At 69.6% G+C, this 21,834-nt stretch carries 10 protein-coding genes and 1 pseudogene; 9 read left to right on the top strand and 2 right to left on the bottom strand.

Annotated features, from left to right (window positions below):
* Positions 1-38: 38 nt before the first annotated feature.
* Positions 39-752 carry a restriction endonuclease gene (locus tag ACFV9M_RS32130; RefSeq protein ID WP_385077280.1) on the top strand — a complete coding sequence of 238 codons (714 nt, stop codon included), beginning with the start codon at positions 39-41 and terminating at the stop codon, positions 750-752.
* Between the two features lie 271 nt (positions 753-1,023).
* Positions 1,024-6,333, top strand: coding sequence for a sacsin N-terminal ATP-binding-like domain-containing protein (locus tag ACFV9M_RS32125; protein WP_385077278.1), 5,310 nt, complete (start codon positions 1,024-1,026; stop codon positions 6,331-6,333).
* 143 nt (positions 6,334-6,476) lie between these two features.
* Here ACFV9M_RS32125 and ACFV9M_RS32120 read toward each other — a convergent pair.
* Positions 6,477-6,788 (bottom strand): annotated as a pseudogene (locus ACFV9M_RS32120) (hypothetical protein); the annotation flags it as partial.
* A 318-nt stretch (positions 6,789-7,106) separates the two neighbouring features.
* On the opposite strand from ACFV9M_RS32120, the gene ACFV9M_RS32115 reads away from it, so the two are divergent.
* The gene (locus ACFV9M_RS32115) at positions 7,107-9,110 is read left to right on the top strand and encodes an N-6 DNA methylase (RefSeq protein ID WP_385077277.1); all 2,004 of its coding nucleotides are present in this window, start codon (positions 7,107-7,109) and stop codon (positions 9,108-9,110) included.
* Positions 9,111-9,153: 43 nt separating this feature from the next.
* Here ACFV9M_RS32115 and ACFV9M_RS32110 read toward each other — a convergent pair whose 3' ends face one another.
* Positions 9,154-10,623: a serine/threonine-protein kinase gene (locus ACFV9M_RS32110; protein WP_385077274.1), complete on the bottom strand. Its 1,470-nt coding sequence runs from the start codon at positions 10,621-10,623 to the stop codon at positions 9,154-9,156.
* A gap of 205 nt (positions 10,624-10,828) precedes the next feature.
* On the opposite strand from ACFV9M_RS32110, the gene ACFV9M_RS32105 reads away from it, so the two are divergent.
* From ACFV9M_RS32105 to ACFV9M_RS32080, 6 genes are all read left to right on the top strand, one after another.
* A complete protein-coding gene (locus tag ACFV9M_RS32105; RefSeq protein ID WP_385077271.1) occupies positions 10,829-12,511 on the top strand; it encodes a PD-(D/E)XK nuclease family protein in 1,683 nt (560 codons plus the stop codon).
* 23 nt (positions 12,512-12,534) lie between these two features.
* Positions 12,535-13,767, top strand: a complete 1,233-nt coding sequence (locus ACFV9M_RS32100) for a hypothetical protein (protein WP_385077268.1) — start codon at positions 12,535-12,537, stop codon at positions 13,765-13,767.
* On the top strand, positions 13,760-17,458 hold the full coding sequence (locus tag ACFV9M_RS32095; protein ID WP_385077265.1) for a hypothetical protein: 3,699 nt from the start codon (positions 13,760-13,762) through the stop codon (positions 17,456-17,458). The genes ACFV9M_RS32100 and ACFV9M_RS32095 overlap by 8 nt, the downstream gene beginning before the upstream one ends.
* 31 nt (positions 17,459-17,489) lie before the next feature.
* Positions 17,490-20,573, top strand: a complete 3,084-nt coding sequence (locus ACFV9M_RS32090; RefSeq protein WP_385077263.1) for a pPIWI_RE module domain-containing protein — start codon at positions 17,490-17,492, stop codon at positions 20,571-20,573.
* Between the two features lie 204 nt (positions 20,574-20,777).
* Positions 20,778-21,650, top strand: a complete 873-nt coding sequence (locus ACFV9M_RS32085) for a hypothetical protein (RefSeq protein WP_385077261.1) — start codon at positions 20,778-20,780, stop codon at positions 21,648-21,650.
* Entirely contained in the window at positions 21,635-21,757 is a 123-nt protein-coding gene (locus ACFV9M_RS32080; RefSeq protein ID WP_385077259.1) for a hypothetical protein, read from the top strand. The genes ACFV9M_RS32085 and ACFV9M_RS32080 overlap by 16 nt, the downstream gene beginning before the upstream one ends.
* Positions 21,758-21,834 lie beyond the last annotated feature (77 nt).

Raw genomic sequence — 21,834 nt, 5'->3', positions numbered from 1 at the left:
AAAGATCGTGATCGCTGCCCAAGACGTCTGGAGGTGTGGTGTTCGACGAGGACGGGTCGCTCGACCCGCTGCTGAAGTTCCTGCTGTATGCGGTCATCGCGCTGGCCGTCGGCAAGATGCTCTGGGAGTGGCTCACCGAGGACGTCGGCCAGTGGATCACCGTAGATCTGTGGGGGCTGATAGCCCATCACCCGTGGTGGACCGGGCTCTTCGCGGCCGGCGGACTGCCCATGCTGCTCCTGCTCGGCAGAATCCTGTCATTTCTGTTCGGCGCCGACACCTACGCCAACGTGGACGACACGTTCGCCGCTCCCTCTGGCGATGCGATCGAAGCGGACGCGCTGACCTTCAAGATGAAGCAGCTTTCGTCGATGAGCGCGACGGGTTTCGAGCAGGCGTGCACTGATCTCCTGGCCCGTGACGGATTCCGGCGTCCCAAGCGGGTCGGAGGCGCCGGTGACCTCGGCGTGGACATCACTGCCCGCGATGACGAAGACCGCCTCCTGATCGTGCAGTGCAAGCAGTATCAGAGCCCAGTCGGGTCAGGCCACGTGCAGAAGTTCAACGGGACAGCCCGCCCGCACCACGGAGCCGACCTCCCGATCATGATCGCGCTCAACGGCTTCACGCAGCCGGCGATCGACTTCGCCCAGCATCACCAGCTCATCCTCATGGGCCGCCCGGAATTGAAACGATGGGCCCACGGCGAGCACCTCTACGACGTCCTCGGTATCCAAAGCACGACACAGTGACGCCAGCACACACGCAGCAGAGTCAGTCCCGGGAGCTCCCGCCTATCCGTCGGTGGTCCCTTCTCGGGATCAGTCCGGGGCCCTACCCAATGGGCCCGCGTCGGGATCCGCTTGCCCGCTACCCGGCCTGCAGCGTACGAGCGCTTTGATCAAACGGGCACGCTACGGAGCTACAGGGCCGCCGGTGTCAAACGCCCTTCAGGGTTCCTTCCCGCTCAGTAGCATCACCGGCAGAGTGGGGTGGGAGGCGCACGGGGTGGGGAGCAGCGGTATGGCAGCGGGGGGCCGGCGACCGTCGGCGGAGCGTGTGCGGCAGCGCCGGTGGGCCGTCGTGCGCAGGCGCGTGCACGAGAAGGCGCTGGTCGAGGTGCGCGGCTGTCTGCGGGACTGGGACGACGGCCGTGACGCGGCCCGCGAGGCCAAGGCCGTGGCCGAGACGATCATCGCGCCCGAGTACGAGGGCCGGGTGCTCATCGAGTTGTTGCAGAACGCGCACGACGCGCACCCGGCCAGAGCCACCGACGGACGCATCGAGATCCGGCTGGACGAGGACGAGGGTGAGCACGGCACCCTCTATGTGGCCAATTGCGGCAAGCCGTTCGGCGGCAAGAACTTCAAGGACCTGTGCAGCATCGCCCTGTCCAGCAAGCGTGCCGATGCCGGGATCGGCCATAAGGGCGTCGGTTTCAAGAGCGTGCTGCATCTGTGCGACGCGCCTGAGGTCTACAGCGTGGCCAGGGAGGGGTCCCGGCTCCTCGACGGGTTCACCTTCCGGTTCGCCCGGCTCGACGACTACGACGCGCTCGCCCGGGAGGTGGCGCCCGAACGCGATGGTTTCGCCGACTACTTGAAGGAGAACCTGCTCACGCTGAAGGTGCCGGTTTTCCTGGAGGAGCCACCGAAGACCGTCCAAGGCTTCGCGCGCCGGGGCTTTGTCACCGTCATCCGTCTGCCGCTGAAGTCGGCCGACGCGCGCTCGGCCGCCGGGGCGCAGGTGCGGGAACTCATGGACGACAACGCCCCGTTCGAGCTGTTCCTCGACCGGCTGGAACGTGTCCGGCTGGAGTGGCGGGCCGCGGGGGAGACCCGGCGCAGGACGTATGACCGTCAGGTGGAGGTGCTGCACCACGCCCGTGGCCTGAAGGTGCAGCAGATCACCTTGCGTCGGCGGATGCGTCTGATCGTCGTCTGTGGGAAGGCCGACCCGGACCGCGCACGGGAGGCGCTCGCCGCGTCGATCGAGAAGAGCGGGATGCGACGCGACTGGATGGCCTGGGAGAAGAAGGCCGAGGTACGGGTCGCCGTACCGGTTGGCGATCCCTTGCGGGACGGGCGGCTCTACGCCTTCTTGCCGATGGGCGAGCAGATCTCGGCACCCGTCCGCGGCTATGTCCACGCACCGTTCTTCGCGGAGATGAACCGTCGTTCGTTCAACGAGGCGGTGCCGTGGAATGGCCTGCTGCTCGACACCGTGGCTGAGGTGTGCGCCCGCGCGGTGCTCGCCGCGGCGGATGGGCGGGCATCGGTTCCGCCTGGCGCGCTCGTCGACCTGATGTGCTGGCAGCCCAAGGCACTGGCGCGGCTGACGTCTGCCTTCCAACGGCTGGACCATGGCATCGCCCACGTGCCGTTCATCCCGGTGATCGGAACGACGCCCGGGGCTCGCACCTCCCTGCACCGTGCCCTTCTGTGGGAAGGGAAGGGCGGCTCCACGGTGTTCACCCCGCACGCGGTCGCCGCCACGGGGGTCATGGATCTCCTCGATCCGCATCTGCACCCCATCCGGTTGCGGCGGCTGGCGTCCCTGGCCAGGAGCGCGGGCACGCGCCTCGAACCCCCCACAGAGCGCCTCGCGTCGTGGGCGGAAGGGCTCGCCGGGGCCGCCGTACGTGACATCTTTGATCCCGGATGGTGGGCGGACTTCTACTACGACCTCTCCCAGGCGTTTCCCGACGGCTCGGCCCTGACCGGCAAGCGGATCGTCATTACTTCCCTGTCGGCGACGGCACCGGCCGGCGCGGATGGCGTCTTCTTCGACCGCGACACTCCGCAGGGCGGCTCCCTGCCCACCCTGCCCGACGGCCTGTCCGACCGCCTGCACTTCGTGCACGAGGGCATCGCCTGGTCCGGCAAGGGCCGCAAGCGCAGAGCCCAGGGCCGCAAGTGGCTCAGGACCGCGAACCTCGTCCATGACTACGGCGCCGACCGGGTGCTCGCGGTCGTCGCAGCCGCACTGAGCGCGGACAGCGAGGACAACGGCGTACGCCTGGCCTGCCTGCGCTACGCCTGCGCGGTCTCCCACGCTCTGGAGACGGAGGGCCGCAGGGCTCCCGTCCTGGGAAATCTTCAGGTACTGACCCGGGCCGGCTGGATCGACGCGAGCCGCGCCATGTTCGGGCCGGGATGGCCCGCCGAGCACTCCTCCGTCGACGACACCCTGACCCGATTCCTGGAGCGCGTCCGGGAACTGTCTCCCGTGCTCACCCAGACGGAAGGACGGCTCCTCGTCCGCCCCGACGAGCTGTGCGGTGACGCGATCCCCGTGGAGGCCATGCGGCGCTTCCTCGAACGGCACCACGTCGCTCATGGCCTCCGTCCCCGGTACGAGACCTTCCGCACCAGTGTCAGGGGAGACGCCCTCAACCGGCCCTCCCGTTTCTGGGCCCCGGACCGGCCGGATCTGCTGCCGCAGTGGCGGACGAGCGCCGAGCGCTGGCGGAACCGGCGTAGGGTCGGCTACATCAGCGTGGAGTACCACTCACGCTCCGGTGCCGCGGCCATGCTGCCCGGTCAGGACGACTACGCCGCCTTCTGCGAAGAGGACCGCAGACTCTACGCGGAGCTCATCGTGCACGGCCTTGCCTTCGCCTGGGCCGACTCCGCACTGGAGATGCAGTTCGTACGCCACAGCGATCCCGGCGGGACGCCCTGGCCCACTCCGCTGTCCGCCTTCCTCACCCACGCACCGTGGATCCCGCAGACGGCCGCCCCGAGCGCCACCTCGGAGGGGACCGTGTTCGCCACCGCCGGCACGGCCTGGTGGTGGCACGGCACGCAGTCCCCGCCCCAGTTCCTCGGCGTGGTGCCGGCTTCCTCGCGCAGCAGGCGGTCCGCCAAGCTCGTGGCACGGCTCGGCCTGCTCGGCATCCGCTCCTGGGACGATCCCGGCACCGCGCTCGACCGGCTCCGCCACCTGCCGGACCTGGTGCAGGCCAATGCCCACCTCAGGGAAGGAAGACTCGCGCACGAGATCGGACGGGAGTACGAGAAGGCGTGGGCGCAGCTGCTGCCGGCGGAGGGCGGGACGCGCACCGCTGACGGCGGGCAGCCCGCGACGCCGCGCCGGCTGCTGGTGACCCGCGCTGGTGCCCTCGCCTCGCTGGACCCGGCGGAGACGGACGAGACGGTCTTCGTCCCGGATCCTGACGGGATCCAGAACCGAGCCCTTCTGGGCCGGGTCCCCGTGCCCGTGATCCCGGTACGGGACAGGGCACTGGGCGGCCGGGTCCACGCCTTCCTCCAACGGAGGACTACGTTCGACGTCCAGCGGTGCGGCGAGGCCGCGCACGACATCCAGGCCGACGGATTGCCCCTCCGTGACGCACCGCACGTGCCGTTGACGGAGTACGCGGGATCCTGGCTGCTCACCCTGGTCGCGGCCCTGGTGGAGTTCGACGAGGAACGAGCGTCCCGTCCGGAGCCCGTGGCCGCGGCCGACGTGGCCGGCCTACTGCATCGCTGCGACGTGACCGTGGCCGGCGAGGCCGTCCTCTGGATCGCCGGCCACCGCCTCACCGAGCACGGAGCGGACCGAGCTCTGCTGCACCCGCACCCATACCGGCCCCGTGTGGTCGTCGTGCACGGCGAGCCGCGTACCGGCTGGCGAGTGCTCCGCACCGCTGCCCCCGCCGTGGCTGCCCTCATCGGCGCACCCTACCTCGCAGACCCGCTGTGGAAGGCGCTAACCAAACTGGAGGAACGCGGCCTGAAGACCGACCACGTCCCGGAGGAGGATCTCACGGACGTCCTGGACCTGCGGCCGCACCAACTGCACGCCGTCCTCGCCGAGCGGGCGTCACAGCGTTCCGGCAGCGCGCGGCTTGTCCCCCTGCTCGCCTGCCTCGATCTCGACCTCGCGGAGCAACTGCGGCAACATGCCGACGACTTCTCCGACCGCGTCGCCCTCCTCACCTGGCTCACCGACCGGATCGGCGCACCGAACGCGGAACAGCTCATGCGGTTGCTGGAGGACGACGACCGGGAACGGCAACTGAGCGCCATATCCGTGCCTCTTGCCGACGCCAACCGCGCATGGCGCGCTCTGGGCCTCCCGGAGATCGACAACAGGGACCGGCATGAACGGCATTTCGCGGCATGGCTTCAGCGGAACCGTCCGGCGCTCGCCGAGCGGATCAGGGACGCCTATAGGGACGTCCACCGGTCCGGACGGTCCCTGGCCGGGTACGTGAAGCTGCGCGACCTCTCCCTACTGGCGCCGGACCCGGCCTGGCACACGACGCTGTGGCATCTCTCCGACGAACTCCTCCAAGCCCACGCGGACGCCTGGCTGATGAAACAGCTTCCCGCACCCGCGTCGACGTCACGCCCGCTGAGGCCGCTGGTCGAGGTACGCGAGGCATCCAGCACAGCGGTGCACAAGCAGGTACCACGGCTGCGGCAACTAATCGAGGAATGGGAGCGCCTCCATCCCGCAAGTCGCCCCACGGTGCCGCCCCCCTCCCAGGACGTCCTGCGGGAACTGGACGACGACGGCCTGCTGGACTTCGAAGCCTTGTCCGTGAAGGCATTGATCGCCTGGCTTAGGGCCCGCGGCCACTGGCCCCAAGACATGCCTCCGTCGGACCGGCGCGCGGACCTCGGACTGGCCGCGACACGTCCCCTGGAGCCCGCTGGGAGCGCCGGCGGAGCCACGGGCGGAGGCCGATCCGGAGGGTCCGCACCCGGCCCCCATGTAATGCTGAACGGCAGGCCCGTGTCGGCCCGGTCCGACGACCTGGCGGCGCTCGCCCGCGAGGTGGCCGCAGACCTTACGCCTGAGCAGCGGGCCACCTCGGCCACGTCCGCCACGGCGCTTGCGCCCCGCATTCCGCAGCCACGCACCTCCTCGTCGTCCGGTGCAAGGTCGCACAGCGGTTCGTACCAGGTCCCCGCGAGCGACCAGGACCGGACATTGGCCGTGGGCCTTGCGGGGGAGGCGGCGGTGGCCGCGTGGCTGCAAGAGCAGTTCGGGATCGAACCACAGGACTCTTGGAAGTCCGGCCTGCGAGTCCACGGGCTCGCCGGCGCGCAGCCGGGGGACGACCGGCTCGGCTATGACTTCCTCATCCACGACGGCGACGCGACCTACCTCTACGAGGTCAAGGCATCCACCGGCGACAGTGGCGAGTTCATCCTTGGCGAGTCCGAGGTTCGACGCGCTTCTCGCCTGAGCCGGACGAGACGTACTTCATCGTGTACGTCTCTCACGTCCTCGATCGCGACCGCCGCGACATCACCGTCCTGCCCAACCCATTCGGCGCCCCCGACCTCGCTGGTTACGAACTGGTCAGCACCCAGTTGAGGCTCCGATTCAACCTTGGCTGAATCAACAAATTCGCGCCCGGCTGGCCGTGGGACGACGGAGGTGGCTCGCTCCATACAGGCATGCCCGCCTCGGTCCACGTTGCCGCCGAGTTCCATGAACACCTCGCAGTGCAGGGTCTTCCTTCCTGCCGGCTCGAGCCGCGGATCCTCGGGGTGCGCGTGTGGCCCGGTGACCTTCGCGCACAAGAACAGCGCCATCCGCCGTCCGGGCCTGCTCTCCAAGTCCGGCCGTCGCTCGCTTCACACACGTTCCACAATGGCCGGGACGGCGAGGGAATGGCCCCGTAGCGTTGCCGCGTCCAGCCCTCGTGGCACTATGCCCCGGTCCTCCCAGTCGATCCTGTAGAACGCCGGGCCGGTCACGTTCGCCCACGTCAGGTCGGCATGGGCCGGCCGCCACTCCTCCACCGTCGTGTCGGTCACCTCGGGAAAGACCTTCTGGTCCCTTGGGGCCGATGGGGGTGCAAGCATGCGAATTCAGTGGAGAGCAGCGCCTGCTCCGAGCTGTCCAGGCGGAAAGTCCACCGAATCCAGACATCTGCCGTTCCGCTGTGGCAGATGCTTCGGAGCGGGCATGGCGTCGGGAATGACAGCGGTGCGTGCGGCTCGCTGCTGGGCACGGCTCTCGTGCACCCTAAGCCTGAGTACATTGACAGAGTCAACGCGTAGGCTTCGGTCGCCGGCTGCGCCATGCCTCGGGTGCCTCGTTGCCTGCCATATCCAGCTAGACCATCCCTGAAACGAGAGACCATGGAGCAGCACGATGAACCGGTCACGCTCAGCCTTGCAGGGATCGCGCGGCTTGCCGGAGTCGGTCGTGCCGCCGTGAGTAACTGGAGGCGGCGGCACAGCGACTTCCCCAAGCCGGTCGGCGGCACTGACGCTAGCCCCATGTTCTCCCTGGCGGATGCGGAATCTTGGCTTCTACGACACGGCAAGATCGACGAGTCCTCCAGTGGCTGGGACCGTCTATGGCCGCGGATCGAGGACCTCGGTGACCGAGACGGGATGGCTCATCTACTGGCCTCGGCGGGGGAGCGCCTGGCGATCCCGGCGATGAACCCGCCGTGCGGAGCCCCGGAACCCAGCGCTGCCGACCGGAAGCTAACGGACGAGGTCGTGCGGCTGGCCCTTCGTCAGTCGTCGAAGGAAGCCTTCGCCGTGCTGCTGGATCGTTGGCACGCTGTCCACGTACGTCAGTTGATTGCCACTCCCCGCCAACTGGCCGACACCATGGTGGCTCTGGCGGCCGAACTCCGTGACGACAGTGCGCCGGTGCGTCGGGTGCTGGACCCTGCGTGCGGAATGGGTTCGCTCCTGGCTGCGTCCGGTCGGCGATGGTCGGGCCAGGTACCTCCGCCTGCGCTGGCAGGTGTCGACAACGATGCTGCTGTGGCTCGCCTGACCCGAGCCGGACTGGCTCTGGAGTTCCCGGGCTGCGAGCGACACGTGCAGTCTGGGGACACACTGCTTGATGCGCCCCTGCGGCACGCCTCCCGCGCAGACGTGGTTCTGAGCTATCCACCGTCCAACGAGCGTGCCTGGGGGCACGACGAACTGGCGACCGATCCTCGCTGGACGTATGGCACGCCACCACGGACCGAGCCTGAGCTGGCGTGGGTGCAGCACTGTCTGTCTGTGCTGGAACCTGGGGGAGTAGCAGTGCTGGTCCTACCACCGGGTGTCGCTTCGCGCCGGGCCGGACGGCGAATTCGGGCGGGGTTGGTGCGCACTGGAGCCGTGCGAGCCGTAGTCGCGCTGCCGCCCGGGAGCGCACCGCCGCATGGGGTGGGATTGCATCTGTGGCTGCTGGCGACGCCCCGTGAACACTCCGCCGACGAGGTGACCTTCGTCGACGCTGCGGACTGCCGGACGACCGCGCTCACTGGTCGCGGCATGGCCGTTGACTGGGACGGTCTGCGTGAGCGCACCGTGGCGGCCCTGCGTGGCAATGACCTACCTGGCGTCATGCGGGTGCCGACCGCGGAACTGCTCAGTGACGGGACCGACCTGACGCCCTCTCGCCGTACCGTGACCGAGCGGTCCGTGGGGCCGGTGGAGCTGCGCCGCGCCTGGACCGGCTGGGACAGGGCGCTGATGGACCTGGACGATGCGGCCAAGGCAGTTCGCGAACACGAAGCGAGTGCCGCAGCGCCGGACGACTTCGGCTACATCTTCGTGGGTGATCTGGAGCGTTCCGGTGCTCTGGACGTGATGCCCGGCAAGGTTCTCGCTGACGATCTGATCCAGCAGGGAGCGCATGCCGAGGATGCTCTGCCCGTCGTCACCCCATGGGCCGTACGGGGTGAGGAGCCATGGGTTGCCGCGGCGCAGGCCGCCGAGTTGGAGGCTGAGGGACAGGGGGTTCTGACGTCCTTCGGTGATGTCGTGGTCGTGACCGCGGCCGGCGGATTCGACGTCTGGGTCGAGACGGCCGGACCGCGACTGCTCGGTGCCCACACCGTCCGGCTGCGGACCGACCCTGCGCTGCTCGACCCGTTCTTCCTCGCCGCGTGTCTGAGCGCGCCAGGCAACGATCAGCGGGCAGGGACGCGTGCCTCCTCTTCCTCTCGCGTCGACGTGCGCCGACTCCGCGTCCTGCGCGCGCCGGCGACGCAGCAGCGGCGGATCGGGGAGGTCCACCGCCGACTCGTCCGGTTCCGGGAGGCGGCGGCCGACCTGGGCAGGCACGGTGATGCGCTCTCAGCCATGTTGTCGGGGCTGCTGGCCCAGGGCAGGCTGACGGAGGAGTGAGGGGCCGGGCCCAGGCAGAGGGCCCCGGTTTCCGCGGAGTTCCTCAAGCTGGCGCTGGCAGGCGATCCAGCAGCTTGCGGATTGCCTCGGGCAGCGCCGGGGACACTTCACCTTGCCTCGCGTCCAGAACAAGTTCCTTCACTTCGAGTCCTACTTCTCGGCAGAATTCCACGGTCTGGCGGGATGGTCCTGGCCCGGGCCAGGACGCGAGTTCCTCGGCCAGCTCCAGCCAAGTGTCGGCCACCGCCTGGACCGGGCTCCTTTCCGCGGTCATCACCTGGACCGCGACGAGCCGTGCCCGTGCTCGCAGTTCACCGGTATCCGTGCCGGCCGATGCGTCCGCGAGCCGCCTGGCGACATCCCGGCAGATGCGGCCCGCGGAGGCAGTCTCTCCGCGCAGCATCTGAGCACGGGCCACTACGAGGCGCGCGCATTGCACTTCGCGGACCGCCCCAGGGAGGCACTGCTCGGCGCGCAGCAGCATGGCGGTCAACTCGTCGACTGCCTTGCCCGGTTCGCCGCGTTCGATTTCGATCTCGGCCTCGGCGCACAGATTTCGGAGCGCGGACCGGGTGGGACCGCCGACGGGTCGGCGATGCACCCGAGGGCGACGCGGACCCGTCGGCGCTGCTTCCGAGAGCGGGGCCGCAGCGGTCCCCGGGGTGCGATGGGGCAGGGTCGGGTCTGGGTCGAGGGCGGGGCGTGGAGAGGAGTCGCCCGGCGAGGGCAGCAGGGGCCGCCAGATCTCAAGTGCCAGTTCCAGAGGCGGCCGATCGGCGGGCGACTTGGCGAGCATACGGTCCGTGATGTCCACGATCTCGGACGGCAGGCCGGGGACGTCGTCGCTGAGCAGCGGCGGCCGCTCCTCGCAGTGCAGGCGGGCCAAGTCGTAGTCGGAGTGGCCGGCCTCGAAGACCAGCCGTCCAGTTACCATCTGGAACGCGATGCAGGCGACACTGTAGAGGTCGGCCTCCGGGCCCGGGTTCCGTTCGCCGCGGTGGATCTCCGGGGCCATGTAGCCGATCGTGCCGGGCGTCCGTCCGTTGGTGTACCGGGTGGCCGCCGGATCTTTCGGCAGGGCGATGCCGAAGTCGGTGAGGTATACGACGCCGTCGCGTCGGGCCAGCAGGATGTTGGCTGGCTTGACGTCCCGGTGTACCACGCCCGCGCCGTGCACCCGACCGAGCACTTCCAGCAGCGGGACGATCACACACGCCGCAGCCGACAGGGTGGGTCGGTTCCGGGTGAGAAAAGCATGCAGGTCATCGCCGTCGACGTACTCTGTGACGAGGTACGGGCGCGGCGGGGAGAGATCGGCGTGGACGAAGGCTGGCACGCCCCGGCCACCGAAGCGTTGGTGCATTTCGCACTCGCGGTCGAAACGCCGTAGCTCTTGTGGGGTGGGAGTCCGGTACCCGCGCAGGGTGGCCTCCTGATCTCGAGGCCACAGGAACTTCACCGCGACCGCCCGCTCGGCATGCCTGTCGTCGGTCGCCCGATAGACGACCCCCATGCCACCCCATGCGCCTTCGCCGGCGCGGCTGAATCTGCCCGCGAGCTTCTTCCCCGCCGGCCATGGCTCCACCACACACACTCCCTGCCTCTTCTGGCGAACCGTCAGGCAGCAAGCTACAGGAGATTCTTGTGTGCCTTGACTTTGTTCACAGAGCTCTGTCACGGTGATGCCCTCACCGTCGAGACTGCAAGGAGTCGGCACCGTGCAGCCCTGGGACAACCCTCCCGGTACGGTCGGCGTCGGGCGCCTGGCCCGCATCCCGGTCCGTCATCTGCGCGACGAGGAGCCCGGTTGTCCGATGAACCGTGCTCTCAGTGTCCGCCGCGACGTGTTCGCTGCGGAACGGGTTTCGTCCAAGACTCCACGCGAGGATTTCCCGTTCGCGCTCGTGCAGGAACTGCTAGATCAACTGGAGTCCGGCGCGGCGCAGAGCATCGAAGAGGCCATGGAGCGGTGTCACCGGACGCGCTCCCGGTGCCTGCCGCAGCACGTGACCTGGTCGGCGGCGGCCGCGGAGCGTTACCTCGACGCCCGCCGCAGGGACCAGGAAAGCCGCGACGGCGCCGACCTTCCGCGCACGTTCCGCGCCCCGGACGCATGGATCGCGTTCCGCACGCTTGAGGAGCCCGACGAGCGCGGCATCACCGACTACGAGCGCACTGTCTGGGGGAGGCAGTATGTCTCGGACGACGCGAGGCTGCGTGAACTCGTGATTCCCGCGAAAGGAGATGCCAAGGAGCGCCTCCCGCTGCCCGAACTCGCCGCTATCGCCTCAGTCCTGTATTACGGGACTCCGGCCCGCATCCCTTCCTTCGAGCATCACTCCCCAGCCCTCAGGCACCCGGCGCCGCCGCCGCGGCCAGAACGCGTCCGGGTCTACTCCGCCGGCCTCACCGAAGGCCGGGTCCGTCTTCTGCGCACAACGGAGACTGACGTCTTCGCGGACTGGACCGCTGAAGAGATCATGGACTTGCACGAGCAGCATGTCGTGCCCCGGCTCGGCCGTGTCCTCGATGGCCGCGATCGCGTCGCCGGTGCCCACTGCGCGGGTTGCAAGGTGTTACCCGAGTGCTCAACCGTGCCGCGGGCGCCCGCTCTCCTTGTGCTCCCACCTCCCACGCGGCCTCGCAAGCGGCGCACGGTATCGGTGAGCGACCTGAGAGCACACCGCGACTGTCCCGCCCGCTACCACCTGACCCGCGTACTCAAGCTGCCGGCCTCCGTTCAGGAAAACGAGGCCGTCCGCAGAGGCCGGGCCGTCGACGGCTGGCTCAACGCCCGGCACGCCTCGGCGGACGCCTCGCCGTGCCGCGAGGTGCCTCTGCCCGCACACCTGCCCGGCCTCACGGTCGACGAGCTGGCCCCCGCCCTCGGCATGCTCCGGGCCCACCGGGCCAGGTGCCCGCTCGACAATCCGGCGGCGACGCGGTTCCGCCCGCAGTATCGAGTGATGGCCCACGACCCGCAGTCTGACGTCATAGTCATCGCCTCGTGCGATCTGGTCTACGAGGAACGCGGCGGCGTGGTCGTTCGCGAGACCAAGACCAGCGCATTTCCACCGGGCGGCCGGTCCGTCCTGCTGGAGAAGCATCCGCAGCTCGCCCTCTCGGTACTGCTTCTGGCGGCCGGCGTGCTCGGCGGCGATTCGCGACGGTCCCGCGTGGAACTGGAGATCCTGCGCCCGGACGGGGTGTCCCTTGAGGAGTTCGATCCGGGCGGTGAGGCCACGGTCGAGCACGCCCGTACCGTCCTTGCCTCGTACACCGTGCCTTGGTCCGCCGAGACCCGCTACGACGCGGTGCCCCGGCCCGGTTACGACTGCGCGGGCTGCGAGGCACTGTCCTGGTGTGCCACTGGTAAAGAGCGCGTGGCTGACGCAGGTTGAGGGAAGTTCCCGTTGTCTCCGTCATGTTGCTCGTCGCACCACCTGGAGTGGAAGCCATGCCTGCGAGTCCCCTTGCCACCTTCGATTCGTCCGCCGAAACGCTCGATGCCTGGGCTGCCCATGACGGTGTGCCGCTGCTGGCTACGGTGGCCCGGGCCCTGTGTGTCCTGGACCACACCACTGGGTTGGATGCCTTCTGCCTTCCGTACCCTCCCGTCGTCCAACTCGCCCTGGACCGGGCGGTTGTCGCCTGGCTGCGCGGCGGACTCCGGCCACCCGCCTCACTTGCCGAACTCGTCCAGCGATGTGCCGACATCCCGTTGGAGGACTGGCCGCTGTCGCTGCCGTCGGACGCTGTCGGCCCGGACGACGTTCTGCTCGACCCGTACTCGCATCGCCCCACTCAGTTGTGCCATGAGTGGAGCGAATGGGAACGTTCGGCGTCCGACCCGGCTGTGCGGCATCGCGATCAGCAGGTGATGCGGACCGCTCTGGACCGCTGCCGTAGCCACGGAGAGGAGGACACATACACCGAGTTCCGTAGCCTTTTGGTGCGGCGGCCGGTGCTTACCGCCCAGGAACTCTTCGCCTTGCACGGCGACTTCACGCTGGAGCCGGTCTGGGAGCTCATCGACCTGATCTACCCGGAGGTCCCTCTTTCCTGGAGCCGGGACGGTTGTTACGCGGTGTGCGGTCGCTGCGGAACATTGCTGACGCCGCTTGCGGGCGGAGAGTGGTGGTGTGAGCGGGATCGCTGCCGACGGCAGGGAGACCCGCCGGTCGGCCGTCTGATCGAGGCGGCTCACGCCGGCACTTTGTACCAGCTGGAGCGCCCGCTGCGCCGACACGTCACCGGGCCGGGACTGGCTGAGGTGGAATTGGAGGACCGGCTCACCGGTCTGGGCCTCGACGTCACCATGTGGCCGGGTTTCGACTCCTACGACCTGCTGGTGGTCTTCCCCGACGGCCACCGCTGGGCTGTCGACGTCAAAGACTGGGCGCACCCGGCCTTCCTCGGCCGAGCCGCCCGCCCCGTGCGGCCCGAGCCTCCGTACGACGAGGCGTTCTGGGTGGTGCCTGTCTACCGGGTACGCGAACGCCCCGGCTATCAGCAGGCGTTTCAGCGAGCTCGGCCCGCAGCGGCTGCTGCCGTACGCCTGCTCACCGACGACGAATTGATCCGGGCTGCCCGGCAGCGGCTGGCCGAGTCGCGCCGTGGCACCCGCGCCGAGAGCCAGGAGGGCACAGATGCGTGATGAGAAAGCCTGGTGCGGGGCTGTAGCGGGGGAGTTGCGGGACGAATGGCCCGAGGCCGGAGCCCCGGACGGGTTTGGCCCCGTCGAGTTGTGCCGCGTCGAGCTGGGGCTGCGGCTGCTCGAACGGCTTGCCCCTACGGCGGATGCCGTGGATGCCTATGCACTGTTCGGCGGTTACCCGTTCGCGCAACACGCCGGGCTGGCGCAACATCCGTGGCAGCGCACGGCCCTCGCCGCCGCCCGGCACCTCCTGTGGCCGCTGCGGCGGCGCGCCTGGCGGCAGGCGCTGGACGCCTACCGGTCGGTCGCCAACAGGCTGCGGGCTTACGAGCTGCCGCCAGTCGGAACCACCGGCGGTCCCCGACCCGTGGTGCCGATGGTGGCCGGGCGACGGATGGACATCTACGACCAGGCCCTCAGCCGGCTGCCGGACCTGGTCACCCGTGCCCTCAAACCGGCCCCGGCAGGGACGAGTTCCTTCCAGGAACGCCGCCGCAACGCCTCGGTTACCATTCCCGAGGAACTCGTCCGCGCCAACCCACCCGGCCACGACCTTGCCGCAGGACGGCCCGGGGGCGGCGAGCCCCTCAGCGTGTGCCGCGCCGAACTGCGCGCAACGGCCCGGTGGATGGACGAGGCCGAGCGCGAGGCGGAGGTCCCGCATCCCGGTCACTGGGAACAGCGGCTGGAGGGGGTCAGGTTCGCGCCCCGGAATGCCGCGGGAACGGACTACACCGAGGCCGACGAGGTCGAACTGGCCGGCATGGTGCACCTAGCCGGCATGGTCGGTGCCGGCAAGAGCACGTTCATGATTCTGGTGGCCGTGTGGGCCGCCCGGCGCGAGATCCCGCTGCGCACCACGCTCGTCGTCGGAGACGTCGCCGAACAGCTACGGCTGTGCAGTCTCTTCGAGGCACTCGACATCGCCGTCGCGCCGGTGCTCGGCACCACGACACGCGAGCAACACGTCCAGCGGCTGCACCGGCGGCTCTCCGCCCGAGGATTCGATAACCTCCTCGACCACGACGACCCCGGCTTCGACCTGCTGAGCACCGCCTGCGCAGTGAGCGGTCTGCGCGGCGTCGACGGCGATCCGCTGCAATACCGCGACGCACCATGCACCCGGCTGCATCCCGAGCCACAGCGCGGCCCAGCGGAACCGGAATCGGTCGTCCTGGAGCATTGGACTCCCGACCGGAGGAACACCGCACCCCGCCAGGCCCACGCCCCTGACCGCCTGCCCGGTCGCCCGCACGGTTGCCCTCTGTGGGCCGAATGCCCGCGCCACGCGGCTGCCCGCGCGCAGGTCGACGCTCTGATCTGGGTGGCCAACCCGGCCAGCCTGGTACAGAGCCAGGTGCCCGCGCAACTCAACGACGAGCGGCTGCGCCAGCTGGAACTGGCGTGTCTGCGCAGCGACCTGATTTTCGTGGACGAGGCAGACAGCGTCCAGATGGCACTGGACCGCCTCTTCACCCCCTCCGGCACGCTGGTTCGCCCCGACACCGACTCCTGGCTCGACCAGCTGAACCGTTACAAGATCGAGGAGCTGAGCAGGCGCGCCCGCCTGCCGCTGACCGACGGCCAGGTCGCCCAGTGGAACCGGGCACTGGGAACCGTCACCCTTGCCGTCGATCCGCTCTGCGCTCTGCTGATCAAGGACGAGAACCTCCGGGAGTGGGCTGATCCCGCCTACTTCAGCCCGTGGACCCTCCAGCAGAGTCTGCTCGACGACCTGTTCCGCGATGTGACCCGGCGCCACCGCGAAGGCGAGCAGTACCAGGTGGAACGGGAGGCGTCCGCCGCGGCCGACATGGCTGAGGACAGCGCTGACCTCTACGAGGGCTATGACGACGTGGCGCACGAGCCGGGCCCCTCCCCGCACCTCGCGCTCTCCCCGGCCCGCCGCCTGCTCGAGGCAGCCTGGGATGCCTTCCGCGACGATCCGTTCGGAGAAGGCGACGCCGCCGACCCGCTCACCGGCGTCTTCACCGACACGGCCGACGCCCTCCTGCACCACATGGCAGCAGGCCGCACGAGGGATCGGGTGCGTGAGCTGGCCGGTCAGCTCGTCGACCGGGTGACGGAGGAAGTACGAGCCGAACAGCCTGCATTCACCACGCCCCCGCCCGAGCCGACGAAGGACTGGTGGGACGTCCTATGCCTGCGGCTCTCCTTCCTCCTGCTGCTCAGCACCCTCCACCACAGGCTGGAGCGACTCACCTTCCTATGGCCGCACGTGGAGGCCGCCCTGCGACTGGACTCCCAGGGCAGGGAGTTGGCCCGGCGCGTCCCGCTGGACTACGCCCCGCTGGTTCCCGAGGCGCCCATGGGCAACATCCTCGGCTACCAGTACCTCCCGGACGGTGAGGAACGCGACGACGCCGGCCGCCGCGGCGGCACCCTGCGCTTCTTCCGGTGTGCCGGAGTCGGGCGCGAGCTGCTGCTGAACCTGAACAGCCTCGGCGCCGACCCGGCCACCGGTCGTGGCGGCCCGCACGTCGTGTTGATGTCCGGTACCAGCTGGGCCGGCGAGTCCAGCCGCGCCCACGTCCGCGTCCCGGTGAGCCTCGTCCTCAAGCCCACCGACGTGTCCCTGGCTGCCGTGGCCCGAACCTCGTTCGCCACCCGTTTCCTCTACGACCGGGACGAGCGCCCGATGAGCCTCTCCGGCACACCGCCGCGCGACCGGCTCGCCCAGGCGGTCGCGATGGCCCGGCGGCTCGGCGAACCGGGCCCGGGCGGCTCTTCGGTGCTGGGTCAGGAGATCAGCCGTATCCCTGAGACGACGCGGCGGAGAGCGCTGATCCTCGTGGGCAGTTACCGGGAAGCCGCTGCGGTGGCCGAGGCACTGCACCGGTTCGACGCCTGGCGCGGCAAGGTGAGCGCGCTGATCCCGGACGACGAGGCCCGCGGCAGCGGCGTACCAGCCGGCACCGCCCCCGGGCAGCAGGACGAGACTCCGACGACACTACGGCGTGGCGACGTCGCCCGCTTCGCCGACGATGACACCGCAGAAGTCCTGGTCGCTCCGCTGCTGGCCGTCGAGCGTGGCCACAACATCCTCAACGAGGAAGGCAAAGCGGCCTTCGGCACGGCCCTGTTCCTGGTCCGCCCGCACCCCCGCCCCGACGACCTCGACCTGTCTGTCTTCGCGGTCAACGACTGGCTGAGCGGCATGCTCCGCGACCAGCCGCGCCGCGACACCCTCGACGGCCCGCACACGCTCACCGAACTCATGGAGAAAGCGGGATCGCTGGACGAAGCGGCCGGAGCCCTGCGCCAACAGGGCCGCCGCGAATGGCGTCGGCTGCTCAACCGCAGGTACGCCTACAGTTCACTGCCCGCCTGGGAGAAGCGCGCCTTCGCCTGGGACCAACTCGTCACGCTCTGGCAGGTCATCGGCCGTCTGGTGCGCGGCGGAGTGCCCGCCCGGGTGGTGTTCGTCGATGCCGCCTTCTCGCCTCGCCTGGCGAGACAGCTCGCACCCGGCAGCACTGGCCAACCGTCCTCCGGGACTGATGTGCCGGGCACCGACGGCCTGCTCCACGCCCTCGCCGGCATCCTCGACCCATACCTGACGGACGGACCCGACATCACCCCGCCCCACCCCGACCCGTCTGCTCGCTCTCTGGTCCGTCTCCTGTACCAGCCGTTCTACAACGCCCTCCGCACAATGACCCATCGCTGACTTCCCGACTCTGCTCGCGAGGAGCCGTCCCATGCCACCCGTCTATCGCTCCGCCCGCACCACAGCCTGGCGCCCGGCCGACGCCTTGGCCTCTCACACCGTGCCCTACCGCGTCCTGCCCTTCCCCGAGCAGTGGCGGGACGCCGTCCTGACTCTGTGCAACGCGCCCCGGGCGGCAGCGGGCAAGGAGCCGTGGAAGACAGCACCGACCTGGCGCCTGGAACAGGTCCTGCAGGCTTTCGCACCCGACGTCCTCGCGCTGCCACGCCCCTTCTACGACCGTGACCCGGGCGCGCCAGCCCACTGGCTGTGTGCGCCCGCCGACCTCCCCGACCCGCTCCCCGGCCCTGTCCTGGACACCGTGCTCAAGCACTGGCTGCGTGACTTGCGGCCCGAGCCCGAGTACCGCGGCCTGCTGAAGGAGACCATCGCAGAACTGGCCGCCCATCCGCCGCGCTGGGAGACCATCCACCATGAACTCCTGCCGCGTGACGTCCCGACCGATGGCGGCACCGCACGTCCGTCACCGCACCAATACAGCCTCAGCCCCGACTGGCTGGCCCGGCGGATCCTCGCGCTAGGCCCGTACCCGTACGACGGTGGGCAGCTCATCTTCCGGGCCATGCCACGTGGACCACGTGACCAGGGTGCCCAACTCGTCTCCGAACCGATCCGGTTCCCCGGGCCGGACGAGAAGCAGGACTCCTGGTGGTCGGTGACGCTGTCGATCACGCTCCAGACCGTGCCGTTCGACCCGCTGCCGCGCTTCAACCTCCGCTGGTCGGTTCGCCGCTGGGCCACTCGTACCAACGCCAAGACGGGTCGGTTGCGCCTCCCGTGGGGTGCGAGCACCACCGTCCTGCTGCGTCCGCGCAGGCCGTTCCTGCCGGGCACGCCCCGCAGCGAGCGGTTCGCCGTCGCCGCTCTGGAGCGCTACTGGGACAAGGACATGGGTGAGAAGGGTGACTTCGCCGACCGGTGGCGCGCGGGCGGCCCCGCAGCGATGCTCGCCGGACTGCCCCTGGGCGAGCCCTTCCCGGACGCCGACGCGATCCTGACCGACCCCGCGTCCTGGCTGCGCGACGATGCCCGAGCCGGCATTCTGTACCGCACCGCTATGGGGCGGCACGACGTAGGCCCCGGCTTCATGGCACACCAGCTCTCACAGCTCACAGCCTGGGCGGAAGGCGCCCTCACGTCCGAACTGCGCCGCGCCCCGGACCTCGCGCTGATCGATCGGGGCACGCCCGCGAACACCCCCAAGGGCGACAAGGAGACGGTCGAAGCGGAACGGTGCGCTCAGCGCCGGCTGGCGACGGCCTACGCGCTGGACGCTCTCGACGGCGTAGCGCGCCAGGGCGGCGCTCCCGTGCTTGAGGCACGGCTGCTGTGGCAGTCGCCGCGGCTGCGCGACGCCGCTTTGGCCTCCCTCGGCGAGCTTCTGGGCCTCAAGGGCGACGGCGGGTCCTTCACCGCACAGCAGTACGACGACGCCACGGCCGGCGCGCCGGTCGTGCACGAGTGGTCCGCTCCGGAGCTGACCGTGCGGGTCCGCTGCATGCGCCCGCTCGTCGCGCTCAGTGACCGTACTGCCGACAGCCTCCTTGCCCCGCTCGACCTGCCCACGGGCACCCATATCAAGGACGTCCAGGTGACCGCCGCGACAGTGGCCCGCCGCGACAGCGCCGCACAGTGGCTGGCCGCGGAACGCACCACCGACGCGCCGGCCCTCGCCCTGGTAGAGATCGGCCGCGCCGCGTCATATCCAAGCAGACTGCACGACCCGAAGTTCGCCATGCGACTCGGCTGTGCCAAGGCAGGCTTCGTCACACAGTTCACCACAGTGCCCGAAGCAGGCGACGAGAACGGCAAGGGCGCGGAAACAGCGTCCAGCCTGCGGCACCGCACGCTAAGTGCCTGGAACGACGGCCTGCGGCAGCTCGGCGCGCGCACCCTTCCCCGGCTCGCCGAGGACGACGGACTGCCCGACGGACTGCGGCATGCCGCACTGTGGATGGTCCGTAAGAACCGTACGACCCGGAATCGCTGGGCCGCGTACCTCCCGGTCGGCGTCATGATCACCCCCGATCCGGCCGGCACCGACGCGGCCCGTGTCGAAGGCTGGGACCCCGAGGCACGCTCCGGCGCAGGCGCCTGGGTCCCCTACCCCGAACTCCTGCTGAGGCTGACCACAAAAGCTGAGGTCAAGCCCGTTCTGCCCAGCCAGCGCGGCTCACAGGACGACGAGGCCGACACCTCGGAGGTGCAGACGGAAAGTGGGACCGGGCGCCCGAACCGCTACCAAGAACGCGAACGGCAGCGCCGTGAGGCCGCCGAGTGGCTTCAGGGTCTGCGTGCCTCCCTACGCACCGCACCAACCGTCCTGTTCGCCGAGGCCCACAACGCCCGCTCGCACTGGACCTGGCTCCAGGACGGCCGGATCGAACGGGATCGCCTGCAGGACGGCCTCGCTCCCGCTCGTCGCCTCGACCCCGACCTGCGGATGGTCCGGGTCCGCGCAGGCGCCCGGAACGAAACTCCGCAGTGGTGGGGGAGAGCCCCGGAGGGCAAGGCGAACGGCATCCAGCAGGGCTTGTGGGTGCCAGAGGATGCCGCTGAAGACGCCCGCGTGTTCTTCAGCACGACGGCCAAGCCCGTGCAGTTCAAGCACGCGGCGGTGACCGCCGACAAGCTCTCGCCCCGGGCGATCGCTCAGGGCAAGCGCAAGGGTGAACCCACCATCGACACCGGCCAGGCGGCCTGGATGCCGGGGCTGCTGGAGATCGCCGTCGTCGGTTGCCATCGGGACGACGGCGACGACCCGAGGTCCCTCGCGCTTCTCACCCATATTCTGCGCCAGCCCCCGGACTACGATCAGGCCCTTGCCCTGCCCCTGCCACTTCACCTGGCCGGCCTGGCACAGGAGTACGTACTGCCGACACCGAAGGACGACGAGGCGGAAACGGGAGACACAGGGGCCGCGGTCCAATCCGGCGCTTCAGACGATTTGGATGACGCGCAGGACGCATCGCCGGTGGAACAGCCTGTGCCGAACTTGGAGTTGGAGGCACTCGACGTCGACACTGAAGGGCAGCTGCACCTGTTCGAAATGTAGGTCTGGCCGTATTCGGTGGTGACGGTGGGTAGCCATCGCTGATCATGACCGTTCAGTCGCTGTGCCATACGGCCGGTGGCCGCCGCGCCCAGGGCCGCGGCCACGCTCACGCAGTATCCGCCCCCACAGACCAGATTTTGCTGGGTAGGGTGATCCGTGTTGCCGCGGGGCTCGGCACCGAGTCAGGAGCGGGGGTGGGGACGGGTGTCGATACCCGCACTGCAGGCCATGGAGCGCGCCCGGGCCGCCGGAGGCCGCCTTGTGGACTTCACTCAGCGGGAGAGCCGCGGCATCGGACAGGTGTGCCCGTGGGACTTGGTGGTAACCATCGGGCCGGTGCCCGAGGACCTTGACGCGGCAGCCTGGATCATCGCCGACGAGATCATGCGGGCCCGCACCGACCTGGACGACCTCGCATACCGGCTCTGGCGCGACAGCGCCCTGGCCGGCACCCCGCTGACCGGCCCCGATCGCGCCCACGTCCTGCTCTACGCCGGCCCGGTATTCGAGGCCAACGACACCACCGGCATTACCGGCTACGTAGGCGAGTGGCTCTGGTATCTCTCCACCCGCGACCTTCCCCCCGAGCCGGGGCGCAGCGTGGAGATCCTGGACCCGCCCTCATCGACGGTGACGGACAGCGGGCCGGACGGGCTGGTGATCCACCGAGTGCCCGGCAGCGAGCTGGGGTTCGTCTTCCGGTTGTGGGAGATGAAGAAGTTCACCGCGGAAAAGACGAAGCCGAGCGACACGATCCGCAAGGCATGGCAGCAGTTGAACACTTGGGGGGCGCGGTACCTGGGTCAGATCTCGTGGGGAGGCCGGGAGCTGGCCCCCGACACCCGGGAGTTCGTTGCCTCAATAGCTCGGCAATGGGTGGACGCGAAGGCGTCGGGGAACGGCGGGGTCAGCATCGCTCTCGACGCCGAATACATCCCGGACACGGCCTTCGAGCGCTCGCACCAGCACTTCACCACCCACACCCACCCGGGCGCGCTGCAGGGCGTAGTGGTGGCGATCGAGGATCTTGAAGACTTCGCGAAGGACGTGAGGAGGTACGTGTGGAGCGCACTCTAGACTTGGAGGTACTCGCGTCCGCGCTCGGCGAGCACCGGGCGGGCGGGGTGCTGCCCAGCGCACGGGACCTGCTGGCGGCGATGACCGAGCTAGTAGGACTCCGTTAGGTTGCTCTGGCTCTTGGGTTCTGGCTGGTGGCGGAGGTTCTGGGCAGGGGGCGGTGGCAGGTGGTGCAGGTGCCGGT

It is taken from the genome of Streptomyces sp. NPDC059895, from assembly GCF_042731035.1.
Classification (GTDB): Bacteria; Actinomycetota; Actinomycetes; order Streptomycetales; family Streptomycetaceae; genus Streptomyces.
This window is presented reverse-complemented; position numbering and strand designations above follow the sequence as displayed.

Bases quoted from the DNA above. Each gene is read 5' to 3' on its own strand.
- ACFV9M_RS32090 (WP_385077263.1), top strand. From the start codon at position 17,490: ATGCCACCCGTCTATCGCTCCGCCCGCACCACAGCCTGGCGCCCGGCC.
- ACFV9M_RS32110 (WP_385077274.1), bottom strand. From the start codon at position 10,623: ATGGGGGTCGTCTATCGGGCGACCGACGACAGGCATGCCGAGCGGGCG.
- ACFV9M_RS32115 (WP_385077277.1), top strand. From the start codon at position 7,107: ATGGAGCAGCACGATGAACCGGTCACGCTCAGCCTTGCAGGGATCGCG.
- ACFV9M_RS32125 (WP_385077278.1), top strand. From the start codon at position 1,024: ATGGCAGCGGGGGGCCGGCGACCGTCGGCGGAGCGTGTGCGGCAGCGC.
- ACFV9M_RS32100 (WP_385077268.1), top strand. From the start codon at position 12,535: ATGTTGCTCGTCGCACCACCTGGAGTGGAAGCCATGCCTGCGAGTCCC.
- ACFV9M_RS32095 (WP_385077265.1), top strand. From the start codon at position 13,760: ATGCGTGATGAGAAAGCCTGGTGCGGGGCTGTAGCGGGGGAGTTGCGG.